At 40.5% G+C, this 21,484-nt stretch carries 17 protein-coding genes and 1 pseudogene; 14 read left to right on the forward strand and 4 right to left on the reverse strand.

What is annotated here, in order from left to right; translation table 11 throughout:
- Positions 1-2: 2 nt before the first annotated feature.
- The 12 genes from HQQ94_RS02710 to HQQ94_RS02765 all read left to right on the forward strand — a co-directional run bounded on the left by HQQ94_RS02710 (position 3) and on the right by HQQ94_RS02765 (position 14,315).
- On the forward strand, positions 3-1,094 hold the full coding sequence (locus tag HQQ94_RS02710; protein ID WP_173292969.1) for a DUF4123 domain-containing protein: 1,092 nt from the start codon (positions 3-5) through the stop codon (positions 1,092-1,094).
- Complete coding sequence (locus HQQ94_RS02715; RefSeq protein ID WP_173292970.1) at positions 1,094-1,975, forward strand: VRR-NUC domain-containing protein; 882 nt, start codon at positions 1,094-1,096, stop codon at positions 1,973-1,975. Before HQQ94_RS02710 ends, HQQ94_RS02715 begins: the two co-directional genes overlap by 1 nt.
- Before the next feature lie 170 nt (positions 1,976-2,145).
- The gene (locus tag HQQ94_RS02720) at positions 2,146-3,159 is read left to right on the forward strand and encodes a type VI immunity family protein (RefSeq protein ID WP_173292971.1); all 1,014 of its coding nucleotides are present in this window, start codon (positions 2,146-2,148) and stop codon (positions 3,157-3,159) included.
- Positions 3,131-4,216, forward strand: a complete 1,086-nt coding sequence (locus HQQ94_RS02725; RefSeq protein WP_173292972.1) for a type VI immunity family protein — start codon at positions 3,131-3,133, stop codon at positions 4,214-4,216. The genes HQQ94_RS02720 and HQQ94_RS02725 overlap by 29 nt, the downstream gene beginning before the upstream one ends.
- Before the next feature lie 49 nt (positions 4,217-4,265).
- Positions 4,266-4,652 carry a hypothetical protein gene (locus tag HQQ94_RS02730; protein WP_173292973.1) on the forward strand — a complete coding sequence of 129 codons (387 nt, stop codon included), beginning with the start codon at positions 4,266-4,268 and terminating at the stop codon, positions 4,650-4,652.
- A gap of 1 nt (position 4,653) precedes the next feature.
- Positions 4,654-5,589, forward strand: coding sequence for a DUF4123 domain-containing protein (locus tag HQQ94_RS02735; protein WP_173292974.1), 936 nt, complete (start codon positions 4,654-4,656; stop codon positions 5,587-5,589).
- Positions 5,590-5,665: 76 nt separating this feature from the next.
- Positions 5,666-11,104 (forward strand): RHS repeat-associated core domain-containing protein, encoded by a 5,439-nt coding sequence (locus tag HQQ94_RS02740; RefSeq protein ID WP_173292975.1) that lies wholly within the window; start codon positions 5,666-5,668, stop codon positions 11,102-11,104.
- Between the two features lie 3 nt (positions 11,105-11,107).
- On the forward strand, positions 11,108-11,680 hold the full coding sequence (locus tag HQQ94_RS02745; protein ID WP_173292976.1) for a hypothetical protein: 573 nt from the start codon (positions 11,108-11,110) through the stop codon (positions 11,678-11,680).
- A 131-nt stretch (positions 11,681-11,811) separates the two neighbouring features.
- Complete coding sequence (locus tag HQQ94_RS02750) at positions 11,812-12,792, forward strand: transposase (protein ID WP_173292977.1); 981 nt, start codon at positions 11,812-11,814, stop codon at positions 12,790-12,792.
- A gap of 165 nt (positions 12,793-12,957) precedes the next feature.
- Complete coding sequence (locus HQQ94_RS02755; protein WP_173292978.1) at positions 12,958-13,389, forward strand: hypothetical protein; 432 nt, start codon at positions 12,958-12,960, stop codon at positions 13,387-13,389.
- Positions 13,390-13,560: 171 nt separating this feature from the next.
- Complete coding sequence (locus HQQ94_RS02760) at positions 13,561-13,836, forward strand: hypothetical protein (RefSeq protein ID WP_173292979.1); 276 nt, start codon at positions 13,561-13,563, stop codon at positions 13,834-13,836.
- Between the two features lie 260 nt (positions 13,837-14,096).
- The gene (locus tag HQQ94_RS02765) at positions 14,097-14,315 is read left to right on the forward strand and encodes a hypothetical protein (RefSeq protein WP_173292980.1); all 219 of its coding nucleotides are present in this window, start codon (positions 14,097-14,099) and stop codon (positions 14,313-14,315) included.
- Positions 14,316-14,949: 634 nt separating this feature from the next.
- On the opposite strand, the gene HQQ94_RS02770 is transcribed toward HQQ94_RS02765, so the two are convergent.
- The 3 genes from HQQ94_RS02770 to HQQ94_RS02780 all read right to left on the reverse strand — a co-directional run bounded on the left by HQQ94_RS02770 (position 14,950) and on the right by HQQ94_RS02780 (position 16,777).
- Positions 14,950-15,641 (reverse strand): IS6 family transposase gene (locus HQQ94_RS02770; RefSeq protein ID WP_254303984.1). Its coding sequence is split into 2 segments (ribosomal slippage): positions 14,950-15,506 and positions 15,506-15,641, totalling 693 coding nucleotides; the frame shifts between segments, so codons are not numbered across the junction.
- A 202-nt stretch (positions 15,642-15,843) separates the two neighbouring features.
- Positions 15,844-16,422, reverse strand: coding sequence for a hypothetical protein (locus HQQ94_RS02775; protein ID WP_173292981.1), 579 nt, complete (start codon positions 16,420-16,422; stop codon positions 15,844-15,846).
- A 4-nt stretch (positions 16,423-16,426) separates the two neighbouring features.
- Entirely contained in the window at positions 16,427-16,777 is a 351-nt protein-coding gene (locus tag HQQ94_RS02780) for a GIY-YIG nuclease family protein (protein WP_173292982.1), read from the reverse strand.
- A gap of 522 nt (positions 16,778-17,299) precedes the next feature.
- On the opposite strand from HQQ94_RS02780, the pseudogene HQQ94_RS02790 reads away from it, so the two are divergent.
- Positions 17,300-18,307: pseudogene (locus HQQ94_RS02790) on the forward strand (IS630 family transposase).
- A 261-nt stretch (positions 18,308-18,568) separates the two neighbouring features.
- Here HQQ94_RS02790 and HQQ94_RS02795 read toward each other — a convergent pair.
- Positions 18,569-19,525 carry an IS30 family transposase gene (locus HQQ94_RS02795; protein WP_173292984.1) on the reverse strand — a complete coding sequence of 319 codons (957 nt, stop codon included), beginning with the start codon at positions 19,523-19,525 and terminating at the stop codon, positions 18,569-18,571.
- A gap of 354 nt (positions 19,526-19,879) precedes the next feature.
- Here HQQ94_RS02795 and HQQ94_RS02800 point away from each other — a divergent pair, with 354 nt between their 5' ends.
- On the forward strand, positions 19,880-21,463 hold the full coding sequence (locus tag HQQ94_RS02800; RefSeq protein WP_217273981.1) for an NAD(P)/FAD-dependent oxidoreductase: 1,584 nt from the start codon (positions 19,880-19,882) through the stop codon (positions 21,461-21,463).
- Positions 21,464-21,484 lie beyond the last annotated feature (21 nt).

The raw sequence follows: 21,484 nt of genomic DNA on the forward strand, positions 1-21,484 counted from the left end.
CTATGTTAAAGCGAAAACCTAAGCAGTCGTTGGATGGATTAGCCGCAGATTTACAGCAAGTCAATCTGGCTAAAGAGGCAAGTTTAATGGATTTGTTAACACAATCAGCTTCCTTGTCATCCCAGCTTTACTTAGTATTTGACGTCGCAAAAGATGCAAATTTTTGGTCGAATTGGCATGTACTCGCGCACCAATATCCAGAGCAGTGGCAATATTTATATCATGATACGCCCATGAGTTACCTCAATGACTTATCGCCTTTGGTTATTCAAGTCATTGAAGGGGGATTTGGTGATGCGTTATTGCAGAGTGCTTTACAGAATGATACGCCAGATTGGGGTTTTTTATGCATTAGCCCATTAGCATTAACGCCGTTACTTGAGCATTGGCAAGCTTGGATGAGCGTGTATTTGCCAGGTAACAGTGAAACTTTATTGCGCTTTTATGAGCCTAAAATACTCAAGTTGATGCTCTGTCATCCAAGCTTTGATAATGAAGATAGCGCCAAATTATTGGGGCCATGTCTGGCTATTTACCTGCAGCAAGTTAGCAGCGCCGAGTTTGTGCAACAAATGATTAATCAAACCCTGATTGAAAATGTTATGACTCAGACACAACAATATGTCAGCCTTGATAATCTGTTACCTTCAGCTCCTTGGTTTCATATGGATCCTGAACAAGTCGAAGCTATTAATCATCTTTTTTATCAAACTAGATTAACTGAGTTAGCGGTAGAGCTATATAAATTAGCACCCGAAAAATGCCAAGCTTTATCCCATGGCGCAACGATAATTAGTCTTGATAGAGGTATACAATTAGCTGCTAAAGTCGCACCTAAAGGCTCGGTTCGTGCTAAAGAGCAATTTTCCTTACTGCGCTTTCTCATTGGGAGTGAATTTTACCAACATCCTAAATTTATGGCTTCCATGAGTTTTCTTCCACTGCAGCATGCCTTAAAGCGCTTTTACGACACCCAAGCTTATCATCAACAAGTGCGCGAGCAATACCATACCCATAGTTGGATGATAGTCGACGCTGACGCCATGCAAATGGACACAGTGCAGGCGCCACTAATACAACAAGGATACGTGTAATGAACAGTGCAAGTTGCAGTACTTGTCCCGGTGGGCCAAATGAGGAGCTGGCTATTTTATGCTCTTTTGTTTGTGTATGTAACAAGTCTCCAGATATGTCAGAGCGAGTGGTTAAAGGTAAAACCGTCAAGGTGGAACTCAAGCAAGCCTGCGTCAATAAAGGCTTAGATTGGCTACGTGCCAGTGGTCAAGGCCAAAGTATTCACTCTGAAGTGGGCTATTATATGAAAGCGAGTCCGCCTAGCCCCTTGATGATAAAAGATAAAAAAGGTGAAGATACTACAGCGCCTATCAGTAATTTTGGCCATAGGTTCAATCGAGTAAAAAAAATGCTCAGCCAAAATGACATCGAGACCTATTCGAAAGGGGATTTACGCATTCCCGATGTGGTTATCACTAATGCTGCTAACCAAGTGCCCAGTCAAAATAACATTAAGCAAGTGGTGGAGATTAAGTTTCCCGGCGATAAATGGGGGATAGGACAAGAAAAAGCCTATAAAGAGATTGCCGGTAAAGATGTGATGACAGGTGATGATAAACTTACCGAGATGACCCCGAGTAAGTGTGGTTGCGATGATAAAAAGCAGCCCACAACTCAGCCTAAACCCATAGCGGCGCCCCATTCTGAACTTGAAGAGGCGTGGCAGCAAGAAAAAGACCGACAAGACAGCAATCCCTTAGTGGATACCGGTATTGTCATCGCTGGGGTTTTAGCCGCTGCGGTGCTGGTACTCGATGATGTGTTGCCTACGGGGATCACCCAAGCCGATGATGCGCTGCTCCCTGTCGTGGGTGGGGCGGTGGCGCGATCTGGAGCCAGACTGGTCGGCGCCTTAAGTGGTGCGGCGGTCGCCGTGCCTGTGCTTAGCCCCAGTTTTTAGGCCTGTCTTTGACCCAGCCTTTGGCAAAGTCGGGGATGATGCATATTCGTGCCTAGTTAGGCCAGCGCGATAGCGACGTGTTATTAGTAACGCGTTATCATGGGGCATTACCCAAATAAGCTATTAACATGGCAGGCAAATATAACAATTTACAAGGTAAGTGAATAAAGATGAATCTTAACAATCAAACTGACAGCTCACTAGAAGAGCAGCTGCGCTTAGTGTGTCCAGAAACAGGCACAGTGCTAATGAGCACTTGCTTAAACGTGAGCTTTTATTTTCGAGATGCCAACTCACCTGAAAAGCGCCAAGCTGTGCTCAATATTTTAAGCGATTATCAAACCATGATGGCAGATAAGCTTAATTGGACCACCAACCCGCAAACGGGCGCGTGGAAGAACTTGCGTAAAAAGGCCTATACCAGCCCCCATGATTGGCTGCTCAGTTTGCCTGATGAGCCGTGGGAATTTATTTACCATGGCGGTGAGCATCACCGCGATGCCAGCGATATTCGCTTTAATATTTTAGCCAATGCCGCTTGGGAAGATAATAAAGGCCATTTGTCTTGGCTGACGATTAATTTTCCGCTGACCTTCTTTGCTGATTGGCCTGAGAGCTTACAAGATGTGTTACTGCGCTGGCTTGCTGAGCTGCAACCTTTGCACGGTTTAGCAAGTTTGGCGACCACCCACAATCATTTTAAAGACTATCAACATGAGCCTGTTGAGTATAACTGGAGTCAGCAATTCCCCGGGTTGGACATCAGTGGTCATATTGATCATGGTCTGTATTTGCAGCAAGGGATCAAGGGCATCAATTGGCTCACCTTTGTGCATCAAGATTATCTGGCTCAAGTGGGCGGCCTCGATGCGCTTAAGGGAGTGCAAGGCTTAACGGCCTATCAAGCAGGAGAGGTGTATATGCTGCAAGCGGCAAATATGCCGGCATTACAGCATATTCCCGAGACTTATTATCAATTAGGAGCAGTCTTAAAGCCAATTAGAAACACTGAGCTTTATAACATCCACCATTTTAAAGGTGAGGATGGCACTTTCAGTGGTAAGGGATACTTTGAGTGGTTGGCACGCTTCGATAAAGAGGTATCCGCTAAGCCCATTGAAGGTGAAACGCCTGTCTTAGGTAAAGAACCCAGTAATGACTCAAGTCATAGCAATGGCGCTTAAGCCAATGCCTATTAAGCCTGCAATAGCCGATCGCGAAGAGTTATCCTACTTTGAAGACTTATCCTACTTTGAAGACATAGTGTGTCCAGAAACAGATACAGTGCTAATGAGCACTTGCTTAAACGTGAGCTTTTATTTTCGAGACGCCAACTCGCCTGAAAAACGTCAAGCTGTGCTCAATATTTTAACTGATTATCAAACCATGATGGCGGGTAAGCTTAATTGGACCACTAACCCGCAAACAGGCGCTTGGAAGAACCTGCACAAGCACCCCGATATTAGCAAGGCCTATACCAGCCCCCATGATTGGCTGCCCACCTTAGGTGATGAGCCGTGGGAGTTTATTTACCATGGCGGCGAGCACCATCGCGATGCCAGCGATATTCGCTTTAATATTTTAGCCAATGCTACCAGAGAAGATAAGCAAGGTGATCTGTCTTGGCTGACGATTAATTTTCCGCTCACCTTCTTTGCCGATTGGCCCGAAACCTTACAAGATGTGTTATTGCGTTGGCTCGCAGAGCTGCAACCTTTGCACGGTTTGGCAAGTTTGGCGACCACCCATAATCATTTCGATGACTATCAACATGAGCCTGTCGAGTACAGCTGGAGTCAGCAATTTCCCGGGCTGGACATCAATAATCATATTCGCCATGGTCTAAATTTGCAGCAAGGGATCAAGGGCATTAATTGGCTTACGTTTTTGCATCAAGATTATCTGGCTCAAGTCGGCGGCCTCGATGCGCTTAAGGGCGTGCAAAGCTTGACAGCCTATCAAGCTGGAGAGGTGTATATGCTGCAAGCGGCAGATATGCCGGCATTACAGCATATTCCCGATAGCTATTATCAATTAGGTAGCACATTATTACCGATAAGAAGTAAAGAGCGTTACAACGTGCATCATTTTAAAGGTGAGGATGGCACTTTTAGTGCAAAAACTTACGTTGATTGGCTGGCACGCTTCGATAACAAGGTATCCGCTAAGCCCGCTGAAGGTGAAACGCCTGTCTCAGGTAAAGAACCCAGTAATGACTCAAGTCATAGCGATGGCGCTTAAGTAAGCTTATTAAAAAAGTAAATAAGATTTTAATATAAGGAGTAATAACATGGACAACTTTGAGGCGTTCTCATTAGAGGTATTAGGGAGTAATAATTTTCCTGATTTAACCATCACAAGCTCAACATTTGAGCCTCAAGTGTTATTACTTGAATGCACTGGAACACTATGTGATGTGTTTGATCAAACATTTATCGAGGGAACGGGCTTGCTGCGTATTCATACCCAACTTGATGAAGTGATTAAGGTGGAAGTCAAGGAGGAGAATACTTGGAAGGGTTATACAAGTCAGCCGTTATTAACTCAGATCTACCGTTTTATGACTGATGAAGCGCTGAGTTTATTTATCGAGGCGGCAGATCAAGAGGGACAAATGTTTAAAATCACCGTGCCATTGGCACAATTGGCTTGGTGTTACCTTGAGGATGAAAATTAATATGTCGCTGAGCTTTCCTGATTATATTGATTCTGAAAAGTATTCAGAGATAGATTTTCTCAAAAAAATTGAGCAGCAAAGTGCATTTGTATTGGCGGAATCTGTGCTTAATGATCGGGTTCCCGATATAGCAGCTCAATACGGTGATGATACATTAACCCGCTTATATTGGGGGGATATGGCGGATAAAAATCCATTTATTTCTCCTTATTGTTTTCCTATTACCCAAGACAACTGGCCGCAGTTGAAAAGCTTGCTTATGGTGCAAGAAGGATGGGGCTTGATAGTCTTTTTATCGCCAAGCATGTCAGACTTCTCACGCTATCAACAACAATTAGCACTGATAAGACATCTGCGAGAGTGGACTTTAGTGAGCATGCCTGATGGTAATAACCAAACCTTTAGGATTAGTGACTTTTTGGTGATGCAAACCTTATTGTCAGCGAGTACATTACAGCAAACTCAAGCTTTACTTGGTCCTATTACACAACTCGCTTATACCCTTGTAGATGCCGAAAAAAACGACGAAAATGCTGAATTTCAGTCTCTGTCTCTTGTACATAAAGATCCTAAATTCAGTCCTGTGCATCGTTCTCCGCAAGTGTTTAGTGAACAACAACATACCGCGCTTAGCCAAGTGGTAGTGAATACTCATCATCAACAATATCAAGCGCATTTAAATAGTCAGCATGCAGAAACTTTACATTGGTCAGACGAGAAGATGCAGCAATTTATTGAGCAGCAAACGAATGTGGCGATTTCTTATGGGTTTAACAACTCTCAAGATAAGGTGAGATTTTTGAGTTTGTCTGTCATTTTTGGTGATGTATTCGTTAATGAGCCATGGGCACAAACGGTGTTGAAACATGACGTAATAAAAGGAAGTGAGACCAAAATGGATAAACTGCATAAAGCGGCACTCGCTGAATTAGGCTAGCGCAATATATTGAGATCAACTACTGACAACATAGTGAATACATTAGCGAGTCATATTCGAAGGGAAACGAGTCATCATGGGCACTGATAATCAAAATAGAAAAGCCGAATTAATTTCCAGCTCAGAGGCGGCAAAACAAAACTTTACCACAGATAATATTTTATCCGGTGGCTGCGTTGAATGTGGCTGTACTGCGTTAATCCACTATCACTATGATGACGGCAAACCTGTGCCGAACGCCTCTTTTGTGTTAACCGACAGTAATAGCGCCAAGATTGAAGGTAAAACAGATGACAAAGGCCTGTGTTTAATCCAAGACATGGGGTGTGGCAGTTTTGAATTATTGCTTGAAGAAGGAAGTGATGAATTTAGCGCCCCTGAAACTAAAATCAACAATCCTGTGCTACAAGCGAATCCAGAGTATGCCGCCATTGCGGGGGAATATTTTAGCCTGTTTGTGATTTTAAGAGACAAGGGCTATCTGGTTTATGATGCCGATGACAGTAGTGACAGCAAGGTTGATGTCGACGATAGCAGCATATTATTAAATATCCCCGATGACTATGAGCCTGCTTATGAGCGTTTTTGGGAGCTTAATGAGCAAATTAATGATGGCTCGGTGGCATTGAGAAAAGCGGTCAATAAGATCCATACCAGCTTGCCCGCTGAGGTGAGCAGTGACGCTAATGACAACGCATCTATCTTGCTATTTTGTGAAATCGCCTTAGGTTTTGTGCCTGTGGTGGGCCAAGCTATCGATTTGTATGATGTCGGCAAGTGGGGCTGGACGACTTACAGCGAAGAAGGTAGCCGCAGCGACCCGTGGCATTGGGCGCTAGGCTCGTTAGCGATTGTTGGCTTTGTGCCTGGTTTGGGCGATGCCCTTAAGAAAACCGGCAATGTGGTGATTGATGCCCTTAAAAAGAGCGATTCAAAATCCATTCAAGCAGGCATTAAAATGCTGCGCAGTCTATCAAACGGCAATTTGGTTAAGTACTTAACGGGCTTTGCCAGCAGCATTAAAGAATACGGTAACAAGGCACTCGACTTACTTAAGCAAATTATTGCCGGCCTTAAGCAAGCATTAGCGAATGCCGCCAAGAGTAACTGGATAGTGAGGCTACTTAAAGATGGCTTCGATGGCATGATTAAATCCATGCAAATGCTCGCAGATAAAATCGATGAAATGATAGCTTGGATCTCAGATAAAGTGGCAGAGTTTATCGATAAAGTGTTCACTAAACTCACCGGCAGCCCACGTCCTAAAGGCACCAATAACCCTATAGAGCCGGTTAATGCGGGTAAAGATGACATCGCCAATAATAACGGCCAAGTGCTGATCAATGGCGAGAAAAGCAAAAATTTAAATAATGGGCAGCCTGCAGAGAAAGCGAAAAAATGTGAGGGGGAGCCGATTGATATGGCCACGGGTAACGTGGTGGAGTGGCGTACTGATTTTAGTTTACAAGGGCTTATTGCACTCAGTCATACGCGTTTTTATCATTCAGGCAGTGACAAGATTAGTGGCCTATTGGGCCGAACGTGGCGCAGCTCATGGGATGTGAGCCTCACTCTTGAGGATGGCATCGCCATTTTTACTAACGATAAAGGGGCGAAGGCGCATTATGCCTTGCCTCAAGAGGGAGAGAGCCAACGCGCTGCACATATGCCCAGTTGGCGCTTAGAGCGTCATGACGGCGCTTTGTATATGCGCCATCTTGATGGTACTTATCTCGGGTTTAATCACAGTGGTTTTACTCAGTCCAGCCATGTGAGTGACAAAGCGCAAGACACGCATCAAGAGAGCAGCGGTCAAAGTCAGTTACTACTCACCGACATGATCGACAATCAAGGTAATCGGCTGCATTTTCTTTATGAGCGCACTAAGCTCAAGTGGATTTTATTGAGCGATGATAAGCAGCGTATTCGTGTTGACTTGCAGCGCGGCCGCATGATGGCACTCACCTTGTGTGATGCGCAGCGAAGGCCGCTAAAAACCTTGACGACATTTAACTATAATCGTCATGGTCAATTAACTCAGGTACGCGGTGATGCGGGGCATAATTTCGATTATCAATACGATGTTAACGATAACTTACTGCGTTGGTCAGATTTAAGCGAAACTTGGGTCGAGCATACCTATGATGAGCAAGGCCGAGCGTTAAGCACCCGCGCCAGTAATGGTAGCTGGCAAGATCAAACCCGTTATGATGATGACGAAAATATTATTTTTTATAAGAGTCCTCATCAAGGCGTTCAATGCTTTTATCGTGATGAACGTAATAACATCATTAAGCATATCGATGCCAATGGTAATGTGACGTTATCAACATGGCAAGATAACCAGTTAATCGCTGAGGTCAATGCCCTCGGTGAGCGCACTCAATATAGTTATGATGATTGGGGGCAAGTTAGCAGCATTACCTCCCCCGATGGCAGTGTCCAAGCGTATGATTATGATGACGATGGCCTATTGCTTAGCGTGACTAATCCGTTAGGGGCGCAGTGGCAATATGAATACGATAGCAATCAAAATCTAATTAAGGCGCAAGACCCCTTAGCGCGTGCTTGGCATTATGAGTACAACGAACGCGGCCAGCTGACTATTCGCATGAGTCCCGATGGGCTACAAACGGGGTTTACCTATACCGAGCAGGGGCATATTGGTCAGATAACGCCGCCGCTTGGGGACAAAATCAGTTTTAAATATGATCCCTTAGGGCGTTTAGCGGAGCGCATCACTCATGTTTCAAACGGCGATGCTGAGCAAGACAGTGTAGCAGGGGCTATATCTGCATCTAGGCCTAAGCCATTGGTGCGTCGTTGGCATTATGCTGATACCGCTTTGCATCCTAGTTATGTGGTGTTTGAAGATGGCAGTCAGCAACACTTTGATTATGACATTGAGGGTAATCTCACCAAGGTAGTGGATCCTTTAGGTCAGGTATATGGCTATCGTTATGGGGCGTTTGATAGCTTAATCGAGAGTACGGATCCGCTCGGGCATACCACTGAGTATAAGTATAACAAGGAGGGGCAATTTGAAGGCGTGGTCAACAGTCAGCGCCATCAATGGCGTTATCATTACAATAGCGCAGGACAAATCATTAAAGAAACGCATTATGATGGCCGCGTCACCCTATTTGATTATGACGCTCTTGGACGTGTCAGTGCCCGCACAACTCCAGATGGCGCCCAGCTCTGTTTTTATTATGATGACCTCGGACGTTTGATTCAAAAGCAAGCCTTTAAGCCCGTTGAACATGTGAGTGCATCAGATCCTATTGCCGCGTCATTAGCGAAACAAAAAGGCAGTAAGCCGCGCTACATCGTGGCCAGTAATACTTTCTTTGAATACGATATGGCTTCGCAGCTCATCAAGGCGACCAGTGACGATTGCCGCAGTGAGCCAGTGGTGGTCGAATATGAATACGATCTCAGTGGCCGCCGCATCAGTGAATGTATTAATGGCCAAGTGATCTTGAGTGAATACCATGGCTCAGGTCAACGTAGTCACGTATTGACGAGCGATGCTGATAAGACTGCCTTTGAACCTTATCAAGTGCAACTTGATTATCAGCAAGGGCAATTACGTGCGCTGCAAATTGCTGAACATTCCGCGCTGCAATTTCAGCATAATACAGATGGTTTTGAGACCCTGCGCAGTAATGGTCAAGGCTTTGAATTGGCGCAAGAGTGGAGCTTAGGTGGCGATTTACTCAGTCAGCAGTTAACAGAGGTTAATGGTCAGCATGCAGGGCTTGGCGGTGCAACCCAGTTTGAGTCTCATCAACGCGGGCCGAGTAAGCCTCAAGGTTATCATACATTACAGCGCCGTTATCAATATGATGCTTTAGCGCGAATAAGCGAAATTGATGAATCCCATTGGGGCAAGAGTCAGTTTAAGCATAACGCCAACGGCCAAATCACTCACCATAAACAGCAGCAAGCATGGAGTCACGTCCCAGCGCAAATCAAGCAGTTTGACTATGACTCAGAGCAAAATTTAACTGAGGTGAGTCAGCTGACGTTTGATGGAGGCTTACAGGGCAAAGCTGGCCAATCAACAAACCGTCACTCAACAAACAATGTATTGGACTTTAGCGCCAAGCGGCTGGAAAAACAGCTTAAGTACCAAAAAGGCGGGCGGGTCGAGACCTTAGGCAATCACACTTACCGTTATGATGTGTGTGGCCGCGTGTGTGAAAAAATCACCCAAAAGAAAGGTTTTAGGCCGCAAATAAGCCAATACCTGTGGGATGAGGAAGATAGGTTAATCAAAGCGATATTGCCAAATGGTGATACCTGGGCTTATCAATACGATGCCTTTGGCCGCAGAGTGGCGAAAATAAAGCAGCCGCGAAATGAGGCGCAAGCGGTCAGAGAAGCCCAAGCGACAAATATCCATTATTTGTGGGACGGTGACAACCTCATCGAGCAACAAAAACGTTACGCCGATGGCACGCTTTATGATACTACCCAATGGATCTATGAGCCGGATTCATTTAGGCCATTAGCGCAACGAGTAGTTAAACAAACCAATGAAACTCAAGCAGACTTAGAGCCGCAGCTGCATTATATTATCAATGACCATGCAGGAACGGCGCGGGAGCTGTGCACCGAAGACGGGCACATCGAATGGCGCGGCCAGCAAACCTTGTGGGGCGAGCATAAAAGTCATTGCAATAGTGAAAGCCTAAGTTCACAGCTAAGTAACAGAGCCATCAGGTTATCGATGGAGCAAGCGGCCAACGATCCAGTTAATTGTGACTTACGTTATCAGGGCCAAGTGTATGATCAAGAGACTGGACTTTACTACAATAGACACAGATATTATGATCCTGATAGCTGTCAATATCTGACGCCAGATCCCATAGGTATGGCAGGTGGGATAAGGCCGCAAGCGTATGTGCATAACCCCATGGAATGGGTGGATCCACTGGGGCTGGCAGGGCATCCGAAAAATAGCAAAGGGAATGAAGACCCTTTATTACAGTCTTTTCCAGAAGGGATTAATTACGATGCTTCAAATGGAACTGTTAAAGTTAATAGAAAAATGTCTGTAATAGAAGCTGAGAAAAGTTTGAATACAGGAAAACCTAAACTACTGGCTCCTGATAAGCGTTACTCTAAACAAAATAGAACTTATTTATCAGAAGATTACGAGAAAACAAATGTGTTTGTAAATAAAGCATCTTCAGGTGATCAAGTGATCGTTGAATATAGCCTAGATGCTAAGAAATACTCAGAGTTTCGTGGTCAAGTAATTAAACAGCACGGAGCAAGCTCTAATCAATCGGCTAGTACTTTAACTGGACAAGTTGGTAGTCAGAGAACAGTATATAATACTGAAGGCTTGGGGGCTAAAAATGGTAAGTTTAAGACCGATGAAAGTGGTAATAAAATAGAGCAACGTGGTGAAGGAGATGATGCGGGGCTATGGAATCTCGGTGTTAGTAAATCCGAGTTAAATTATTTTAATGATATGATCATTGATGGAAAAGTAAAAGGTTAGCATATGTTGTATTATCCATTTAGGAACTCGATTGAAGCATTAGTATTATCTATTGATGGTATATTAAAGTATGGTGAGCCTGATATTGATGAAGTTGCTCCCGAAAATGTGGAAGATATTTTATCAATATGTAGAGCTATTCATGTTAAATTAGATGAATTTTTAGATAGCTGCCCGCCTGAGTTGTCTGATCATCCTAATAAGAATTTTGGTCCTGCCATGGATCCAGAAGAGATTAGGCAGGTACTGTCTTTGATTATGCCATTAGCTAAATTGTTGAATGATGAGTTTCCTTTGTTGTCATATTTTCCAATAAGGTTATTGCGCCATAAAGGTTTATTTTTATTAGAAGTAATGAATCTATATTATGAGTGGAAATCATATTTTTTAAATAATGACCCAAATTATACGCCAGAATTTGCGTCTTTTTTACAATTTCCATTTGTCTCTGAAGAAGAACTAATTTCTCAAGATGACGGTTGCTTTTCTATTTTATTTAATAGCCTACAGCATTCTAGTACTCAGGCCCAGCGAGATGTTGGAAGGGAATTTAATCAAAATTATGATAAAATTTAAGTTTAAGCAAATTATCAAGACACCAAGCAAATTATCAAGAAAGCAAATTATCAAGACACCCAAGATAGTGGATTAATTACCACTTCTTAACTAGGCTTTATAGAGTGGGTTTTGTTGTTGAGGTTGGGGTTATGCCGACGCCTAGAAAGTCATTAGTAAGCTTGGAAGACACGCCCTTCTATCACTGTGTATCCCGCTGTGTTAGAAGGGCTTTTTTGTGCGGAATTGATAATTATACGCATCAATCTTATGAGCATAGGCGAGATTGGGTTGAGTCTAGACTCCTTGAACTTGCAGCTGTTTTTGCAATAGATGTGTGCGCTTATGCCGTGATGAGCAATCATTTACATCTTGTGTTACGGGTTGATGTAGCGCTGCTTGATGCTTGGTCAGATGTTGAAGTGGTCATGCAATGGCAAAAAATCTTTAAAGGTGATGATTTAAACAGTGACTTTATTGCAGACAAAATCATTGAAAAATATCAAGAAAAAATCTTACAGAAACGTATTAAAGAATACCGCAGTCGCTTAAGTGATATCAGTTGGTTTATGCGAGCATTGAATGAACCCATTGCTAGGATGGCCAATAAAGAAGACAAGTGTACAGGCAGATTTTGGGAGGGACGATTTAAGTCTCAAGCGCTATTGGATGATGCAGCGGTGCTGGCTTGCATGGCTTATGTCGACCTCAATCCCATTCGTGCCAAAATGGCACAAGCACCTGAAAAATCTGACTTTACTAGTATTCAACTCAGAATCAAGTCGGCGTTAAATGGTGAGCAGCCAAGCACTTTACTGCCTTTTGTAGGCAACGAACGCAAGAATATGCCCAAAGGCTTAATGTTTAACGCTCAAGATTATCTGCAATTGGTTGATGATACAGGTAGGATTATTCGAGATGATAAGCGCGGTGCAATAAGCCAGTCTTCGATGCAACTGCTTGAAAGGTTAAATATTCCCCAAGATAATTGGCTGAAAATCACCAGTGATTTTAGTCGATTATTTAAAGGGCCAGTAGGCACACTTCAAGAACTCGATGCCTATTGCGAACATTTAGACCGTAAACGGCGGCAAGGCGCGGCTAATTGTCGGCGATGGTTGGATAGCGCTTAAATCGGAGAAATGATGCTTTGCTTTTGATAGAGGTGCAAATGCGGCAGTGAGCTTCGATGACAAGGATGTCATCGTAGAGACTACAAGGAGTGTAATTAATGCAGCTTTAAGGCCAAATAACACAATGGATATACTTACGGGCATTTCGAAGCTAACAGGTAATTTATGATTTTATCTAAACCATTTGATAAAGGTGAGCTGGTAGATTTTGACAGCTCAACATGCACTTTTAATAAACCTGTTACTGATATAGATGAAAAATCGAAAGGAAATTTTCATCTATTAGAGCAAAACATCGTAGCAATATTTAGTCTCAATAGTTTATTAATCTTGCAGATTGGAGATAAAAAGTGGGATTTATCTTCTGAGGATACTCTTCTTCGATATTCACATGATTTTATAAAGAAAACGACAATTTTTGAGGTGGAATTGAATGAGCTAAATGTATCAATAGAATATGAAGCATGGTGGGCTGGCATTCCTAACTTTGAACCTATTAAGCCTGAAATAGATGAGGATGAAGATTTTATGGGATATATTTATGCTGTATGGATGAATAAAGGGTTGCAGCAACACTTGATTTCTATTTGGAGTTAAATCAAAATAATTACGACACATATTGCCAGTTAGTCGAGGTCATAAACTGTTGCTCGTATGAAGAAAAAGCTATCTGATAATGATAAAAGTCAGATAGTGATGAAAGTAACTTCAACTTAAGCATCATTCTTTAGATAAAAGACCTTATAATGCAGCTAAAGAAGGTTAGTTATGAAACAAAGTGATATTCACTTTGATGTTAATTCTTGGGAACGCTTTGCCAAGTTATTTGAAAAAAAATGGTTATATTTTGGTAATAAAGAAAAAATATTAAGCCTTACTAAAAATGATTCATTGATGGCTATGGTGATATCTCAAGTAGGGAGGTCACCTGAAACTTGGCTGTCAACTAAAGTTGCAGCATTAGATAATAAAACACCGCTTTGGTGTATCAATAATGGTAGAGATAAAAAACTTAAAATGATATTAATGAATATGTCTTGGTAGGTTAATCAGATTATCAAAATATCCATAATTGTGTCGTGGGATTCATCAAAACATTTTGAGGTACCCTTAGATATTTTAGCATTTTTTTTACTATAGCTATTACCTAGATGGTTTGAATTTTAACCATTAACTCAAGGTTTTGAATGGATAATGACTAGGTATTTTTTTAGTAAAATAGGATAAATCACGATTTGGAATGGTTTTTTAAAATTACAAGTGGAGTCACACTCTTATTTGGTTGTTTTACTTGGTATTGCCTTATGTTTGCCATATTACCAGGACATGAAAAATGGAATAAAAGTATCGGTGCTAAGATCGTTCAGGGGCTGTTCATCACTCATCCAGTGTCGGTTGGCGTTGCAATATATTTCATACGTTTTGATCTCGACTCTGTACCCATAGCCTTGCTTTTAGCCTTAGTTCCGCTAGCCCCTATAGGACTAACAGCGCTAATACTTTTTATTTATGATCATAAATAACATGCAGGTGATGCCGAAAATGGTAAACAAGAATCTTAGATTCTAAGGATAACAGCTACACATTATTTGTTCGTGTAACACTAAATCGAAGCTGTATGCTTACTTGAAATAATAGAGAAAATGGGGGTGGTTTTTTGCATTATAAACCTATTTTTCGTAGTTTTTTGAAAAATTAAGCATTCCAAGTTGTAAGTGATTAATGCATAAAAATGCAATTAACCTTCATCTGAAGAACAACTAAGTTTTTATTGTTGGTAGTAATAGAGGTAATAGTACATTGATACGAACCAATCTAGGTTAAGCTGCAATAGTGTTTGTTTTTTGGTTCAAAGGTCAATGAGTACAGCACAATTACAGTTTGTAATAAAGTGACACTTTTACATTTGCGCTGATTAGACAATGTTTCGCATTGGCAGGCTATTTTCGGTTTTATGTAAACTTATGCTGATATTTTATGTGAGGTTATGGTGCAAACATTTTCCTAAGACGTTGATTTTATAATTCCACTATGCAGACTTATGCTTGAAACAACACTTGTGTGTCGCTGAACCTATACATTGACATAATATACTGTTCTGTCGCAAACTAAAAATTCGCCGCTATAAATTGAGGGAACGGACTTCCTCAGACACAATTAGTCTGCTAAAGAATAGAATTGTTCCCACGGAATCATGTTTGCAGTGGTGTCCATCTGCCCCAACTTAATCATGGACCAAAGCTCAACACCAGCTAATGTCGACTCAGCCCCTTCCCAGGACTTCCAACCTAAACATTGATGCACTTTCTCCTTCACTTTTCGATGACTTTGTTCGACAACATTATTGAGATATTTGACCGCTAAAACTTCAATCATAAAAAGCATATATCCAGACAACCAAAGGCGGATATTGATAGTATCTAAGGCCGCAGCATTAGCGCCACTTTTATCGATGACGACTTTATCTGGTACACCATTACTCTTTATCGCTTTATCGAAAAAAGCCCGAGCCGCTGGCTCATCGCGGGTTTCACTCAAATAAAAATCAATCACCGCGCCAAATTTATCAACGGCTCGATAATAGTAAACCCACTTGCCTTTTATTTTGATGTAGGTCTCGTCCATCCGCCAATAACCCGATACTTTCCGCTTTTTTCTTCTAAAAACGACTTCGTGTTGTGGCGCATATTTAATAACCCAACGGTTCAGGGTGAGTGATCAAAATGGATATTACGCTCAGCAAATATCTCTTCAATTTCTCGATAGCTGAGTTTATAGGCAAGGTAATAACGAAGAGCTTGCATGATAATATCTTGCGGAAAATGTCGGCCAGAAAAATTGATGAGCATAAATGTAAATATAAGAAATAAGGGAGATATTATAAACTATCCCATCTGTTTGCGACAGAACCGGGAATCGTTTAACTGGGTTTGGTATGCCTCAAAGTTGCCGATCTAACTAATCGGTATCAAAAAACCTGATTAGATAGCATTGCAACAAGGCCTCTTTTGAAGCATGTCCTTAAACCCGAAATGAGTTGTATAGATAAGTTTAATTTTCAACACTTAAACAAGCTTGTTGCAACTTTTGTAATAAGCGTTTTTTAGCTTCCTTATCTTTTGGTTTTACCCAATCCCAATCTATTATTTCCCAATCCTTATCTTTTGGATCTAACCCTAAATCCATAATGTATGGTGCCAGAGCTAAAAAGAAACTACTTTTAAATTGTAATAAATAGTAACCTTTATTAGCATCTAAATACTCTCTAGCTTCTTCGTAATTTCGGCACCAAACATTTAAATGGAACTCACTTACCCTAGGCTTATATAATCCTGTTTCTTCACTAAAACCAATTTCATCATCTTTTTTTATACTACTTTTCATTGAAGACCAATTTTCATAACCAGCCTCATAAGCAATAAGGTTAAGATATTTAACTAAGGGAAGTAAGCGAAGTTGTTTAATCTGGCTCAATTCACCTTTTATATGACTTAATTCTCCACTTTCCAGAAATCTTTGAAGAATTGACTGGATAACCTCCCCAGATTCATCCTCATTCTGATTTCTAACAATCTTTCTCAACTTATTTGCTGTGATTTTACATTTTTCAATATTGTTTATTGTTTTCATTACTTTATTTACCTTGATAGCGTTTTTCAGGATTATACTCTCCTCTTTCTAAAATTAACTCCAATAATTCATTTAAATCCTCTAATGGGTCATAATTAGAGGTATTCTTGGGGGGAGGTAATAATTCCACAACTTCAAAAGAAAATGCTTCATTCCCTAATCGATTCCAATCTGCTTGTAAAGCTTTGTTTCTATGTGTACCAAACTTTAGCTCAGTACGATGACGATTTAATGTAGCTCGAATATTTTTACTAGAGCCCATCAGGTATAGATGTTCTTCCTGATTCAATATTCTATACACTCCCATAGGTTCCAACATATCTTTATATTTTTTTTTCAACTCTTTTGTATTCATGAGAACACCTAATATATCCATTAATAAAATAATCACTGTATAGAAACTGTGAATTTAAAGCACGGCAATTGAAAATTCAGCATAGTGGTTACAATAGCATGAGTTATAGGATAGCTATAGTCGTTTCTGGTGTATGAGAAAAAGACATTGCGATGTAACCTGTTAATTGATCTTGATCTGATCAACAATTAAAGGGAGTTAATAACCCCTTCAGTTTGCCTGAAAGGAAGTTTGAAAATCACTCTGATTTGATGACAAATAAGAATAGCCTCATTGGGGGGGCACTTGGCTATAGCCTGTGCCATCGAATATTATTTTAGAGTGATACCAGATATTTTCTATACTATTATGTATCCAAAAATCAATACGACCACGTTGCTTTAAAGCATCACTAAGTACCTGAGTATAAAATTACCACTAATTAGAACATTATTTAAACACTGATTTTTTTACACTTTTAATCTTGCATCAAAATTACGATTTACGTATAAATACTTACTGAATTTACTCATTATTTTTTATATGAAACAAGTTAGATCACTGTTAGAACATGAGTTCACTACGCTGGAAGAAGCATTCAAAAATCATCCTAAACATCGCTGTAGAACGCGGGCTCATGCAATATTGAGTAGTTATCATGGATTCAGTCTCAAGCAAATTGCCCAAATATTATTGGTAAAACCCAGCACCGTATCTGGATGGATAGATCTATGGTTTGATTTGGGGATCAGCTTTCTTTATGACGGTAAGCGAACTGGACGACCAGAAATCTATAATGAAGCTGAAAACTTACAGTTAAAAGAGTCGGTCGATGATGAGCCTTATCAACTTAAACGAGCTCAGGCGATAATGGCATCAAAAACAGGAAAAAAGTCAGTAAATCAACGATAAAAAGAACATTAAAAAAAATTCAATTATAGCTATAAACGTGCCAGATATAGCCTGAAAAATCAACGTTCTGAATCAGACTTTTTAGATTGTCAGCAAACATTAGCTGGCCTCATTACAGCTGAAGAGGCTGGGGAAATTGAGCTCTTTTATTTTGATGAGTCTGGCTTTAGCCAGAAGTCAAACTTACCCAGCGCTTGGTCTCCAAAAGGAGAGCCGTTAGTGACGCCTTCATACTCTCATAGCAAGAGGCTTAATGTACTTGGTTTTTTAAGTAGAAAAGGAACACTTGTTTACCATGCCACTGAAAGTAAAGTGAACACCGAGGTTGTTATAGAAGCTTTTGAGCATTTCATATCAACTAAATGTCTTGATAAATTAACGATTGTCTACCTTGATAATGCTTCATTTCATCGCGCTAAGCGTTTTAAAGAAAAGTGCTATGAATGGTTACTAAAAGGGCTTGTCATTATGTATTTACCTGCTTATTCTCCCGAACTCAATATCATTGAAATACTCTGGAAAAAGATCAAATATGAATGGCTATCCTGCCATGCTTTTATCACGTTTGAGACGCTAAAAAATAGTGTGAAAGACATACTGAATAATTATCAGTCTAAATATTCGATAACTTTTAGTTAAGCTCTTATATTATTTATAATCACTCAGTTTATAGTATTGCTTGGGAATGTGGTTGCGCTTAGATGAATTAAATTTATTGGGCATGAGATGACTAAATTGACCTGAATGACACCATGATCATCATCTTACTGTGAAAGTGGTTGTAATGTGAGCATTGCAAAAAAGCCTTTCACCTTATGATCATTAACAGAATTTGAGATTTAGACGCATTTCATGTTAGAAATATATGATTACTTCAGATTCATTTTATATTGGTCAAGGCTAGATCTCAGCAATAAACGACACACGCTTGCCTGTTAAATATTCATACGGACTCAGATAGTCTAATGCCTTTCTGGGTCTCATGTTAATCAAAAACTCAGCTTGTTTGATCTCTTTGTGTGATAGTGAGCCAATCGCCATTCCTTTGGGGAAGAAACGCCTAAGCAAACCGTTGGTATTTTCATTTAATCCTCTCTCCCATGAGTGGTAAGGTTTTGCAAAATAAATGTCACAACTTAATGCTTTACTTACTTTTTTATGACCAGCAAACTCACCTCCATTATCAAATGTTATCGTTTTACACATTCCTTGAAATGGCTTAAGCAATTTATTAATCGCTCTGGTCACCACTTTTTTAGTTTTATTGGGAACACGGCAAGTTACCAGTAATTTTGATACACGTTCAACTAAGGTCACAAGATAACCATCTTGCCCATAAACCGTATCACCTTCCCAATGGCCAATCTCTATTTTTTCATCAACACAAGCAGGACGTTCACTGATATCGACTCGCTCTGGGATAAGCTTTGCCCCAGCTTCAACACCACTACGCTTCTTATAAGGTTTGCCTTTTCGAGGGAGTAATTGGTGCCATTTTTCTCTTTTTATGAGGTTGTAAATAGTATTGCATGACAAAGAGTTAGCACTCTTTTCTTTTTTCATTCGTCCTGCTATTTGTTCTGGACTGAAGCCTAATACTAACAACGACCTGACGTGCTCTTTTAAGCTTGCAGAGCATTTAGTGTATTTAGCGGCCTCACTACGGCGTATTTGCATTTGCTGCTGTGCAGTCTCCGCACAATACTCCTTCATGCAGGAGTCAATGAACTCATTTGAAATAGTTTTATTACTACGGCCAAGCTCTTTAGCCATTTTTCTCGCTGAAAAATCTAGTTTACAAAATGCTTCAATCTGATACCGTTCTTTGAGCGTCAGTTGCTTACGTTGGTTTCCCATTGTGGTTACCTTGGTGGATTGTGTGAGAGCCTGAAGCTTATAAGCAACTGACCTTCTTATCTATACCAAAGTGTGTCGGTTATCCTTGGAATCTAAGAAGGTTTTTAATGACAACTTTATATTGGGCTGGTTTTTCAATGGTAATAAAGTCACAATACATGTTAAAGTAAATTGTAAGCTAACTTAAATATAACTTTATTTCTTATTTCTCGTAGTTTTGTTGGTCTTTTGTTTAACTTTACCTAATAACGAGAGTGAGGGAGTACTAATTAATAATTTTTGTATTATTAGATGAAATCGTATAATTAACAAAATATGGAATTTCAATGTAGTAATAATTATGGATAAACTTATATGAGAAGAATAACAACAGATGTTTTAATTATTGGTGGTGGCTTGGCTGGATTGACGTTAGCGCGTCAGTTGCGGATGGAAATGCCAAAAATAAGTATTACCGTTCTTGAACGAGGTAGCCGGCCTGCGCCAGAAGCCAGTTATAAGGTGGGTGAGTCAAGTGTTGAGGTAGCAGCCTATTATTTTGCTGAAAAACTTAAACTAAAAGAACATATCGATACCTACCAGCTGCCCAAACTTGGTTTACGGTATTTTTTTCCTCAGGGCGACAATAGTGATGTGACAAAGCGCTTTGAAATTGGCCCCAGTGAATTCCCTACAACCCCAAGTTATCAGTTAGATCGCGGCCGCTTTGAAAATCATTTGCATGAATTAAATTTGGAAAATGATATTGAAGTCCACACAAAATGCCGGGTTCAGCAAGTGAATTTGTTACCGGGCGAACGTCACGAAGTTAAATATATTCAAGGCTCAGAAGTTAAATCGATTGATTGTCGATGGCTGATTGATGCAGCCGGGCGCAAGAACATTCTTAAGCGTAAATTAAAATTAGAAAAAGAAAATAAGCTTCATAATGGTGCTGTATGGTTCAGGCTGGATGCAGAAGTGGATATTAGCTGTTTAAGTGATGATCCCGAATGGCTCAAGCGCTCCGGTCCCTCGAAACGCTTAAGTACCAATCATTTTATGGGACCAGGCTATTGGTTATGGTTTATTCCTCTAGGCTCCGGCTCTACCAGTGTTGGCATTGTTTTCGATAACAAAATGCATAACATTAAAGAAATGAGTTCTTTTAATAAAGCTCTGGCCTGGTTATACAAACACGAACCTCAATGTGCGAAATTAATAGAAGGTTACCGGGATCAATTACAGGACTTCTTAGGTTATCCTGATTATTCCTACAGTTGTAAACAGGTCTTCTCTGCTGAACGCTGGTGTATTACTGGTGAAGCAGGGGTCTTTATTGATCCTTTCTATTCTCCTGGCAGTGATTTTATTGCTTACAGTAATGATTTTATTACCGATCTTATCGTAAGGGATTTTCGAGGGGAAGATATTAGCCAGTTAGCGGGTTCCCATAACAGTGTTTTTATGAAGCTTGCTGAAGTTGTATCTATGCTTTATGAAGATTTATATCCGAAATTTGGTAACGGATTAGTTATGAAGCAAAAAATTCTGTGGGATAGTGCTATTTATCTTGGTGTTACCTGTTTAATGTATTTTCATAATAAACTTTTTGATGCTGAGTTTTTGGCGCGAATTGATACCGATCTGGCCCGCTATAATCATTTACTGCGCTCTGTGGCTGAACACTTCAAACGCCAACCCATTACGCATGATGCAAAATTAGACGGTGAATATGTTGATTTAACTAAAACATTTTTGTTCGGAAGAAATCTAAATAAAGAATTACAAATTGATTATATTGATGACGAAACTCTGATCATGAGGTTGCGGGACAATATCAACTTACTGGAAAAAATTTCAGAAAGTATTTTTAACAATATTGATATCGCTTGGAATTTTCAACCTAAAGATGGTCAGGAAAAAAATGAAATGGAATCTTTATGTAGCGAAACATAAGACACTGCAGTTATCCATGTT

The organism is Shewanella sp. VB17 (genome assembly GCF_013248905.1).
GTDB lineage: Bacteria > Pseudomonadota > Gammaproteobacteria > Enterobacterales > Shewanellaceae > Shewanella.

Coding starts and splice junctions, on each gene's coding strand:
- HQQ94_RS02710 (WP_173292969.1), top strand. CDS start 3: ATGTTAAAGCGAAAACCTAAGCAGTCGTTGGATGGATTAGCCGCAGAT.
- HQQ94_RS02715 (WP_173292970.1), top strand. CDS start 1,094: ATGAACAGTGCAAGTTGCAGTACTTGTCCCGGTGGGCCAAATGAGGAG.
- HQQ94_RS02720 (WP_173292971.1), top strand. CDS start 2,146: ATGAATCTTAACAATCAAACTGACAGCTCACTAGAAGAGCAGCTGCGC.
- HQQ94_RS02725 (WP_173292972.1), top strand. CDS start 3,131: ATGACTCAAGTCATAGCAATGGCGCTTAAGCCAATGCCTATTAAGCCT.
- HQQ94_RS02730 (WP_173292973.1), top strand. CDS start 4,266: ATGGACAACTTTGAGGCGTTCTCATTAGAGGTATTAGGGAGTAATAAT.
- HQQ94_RS02735 (WP_173292974.1), top strand. CDS start 4,654: ATGTCGCTGAGCTTTCCTGATTATATTGATTCTGAAAAGTATTCAGAG.
- HQQ94_RS02740 (WP_173292975.1), top strand. CDS start 5,666: ATGGGCACTGATAATCAAAATAGAAAAGCCGAATTAATTTCCAGCTCA.
- HQQ94_RS02745 (WP_173292976.1), top strand. CDS start 11,108: ATGTTGTATTATCCATTTAGGAACTCGATTGAAGCATTAGTATTATCT.
- HQQ94_RS02750 (WP_173292977.1), top strand. CDS start 11,812: ATGCCGACGCCTAGAAAGTCATTAGTAAGCTTGGAAGACACGCCCTTC.
- HQQ94_RS02755 (WP_173292978.1), top strand. CDS start 12,958: ATGATTTTATCTAAACCATTTGATAAAGGTGAGCTGGTAGATTTTGAC.
- HQQ94_RS02760 (WP_173292979.1), top strand. CDS start 13,561: ATGAAACAAAGTGATATTCACTTTGATGTTAATTCTTGGGAACGCTTT.
- HQQ94_RS02765 (WP_173292980.1), top strand. CDS start 14,097: ATGTTTGCCATATTACCAGGACATGAAAAATGGAATAAAAGTATCGGT.
- HQQ94_RS02775 (WP_173292981.1), bottom strand. CDS start 16,422: ATGAAAACAATAAACAATATTGAAAAATGTAAAATCACAGCAAATAAG.
- HQQ94_RS02780 (WP_173292982.1), bottom strand. CDS start 16,777: ATGAATACAAAAGAGTTGAAAAAAAAATATAAAGATATGTTGGAACCT.
- HQQ94_RS02795 (WP_173292984.1), bottom strand. CDS start 19,525: ATGGGAAACCAACGTAAGCAACTGACGCTCAAAGAACGGTATCAGATT.
- HQQ94_RS02800 (WP_217273981.1), top strand. CDS start 19,880: ATGAGAAGAATAACAACAGATGTTTTAATTATTGGTGGTGGCTTGGCT.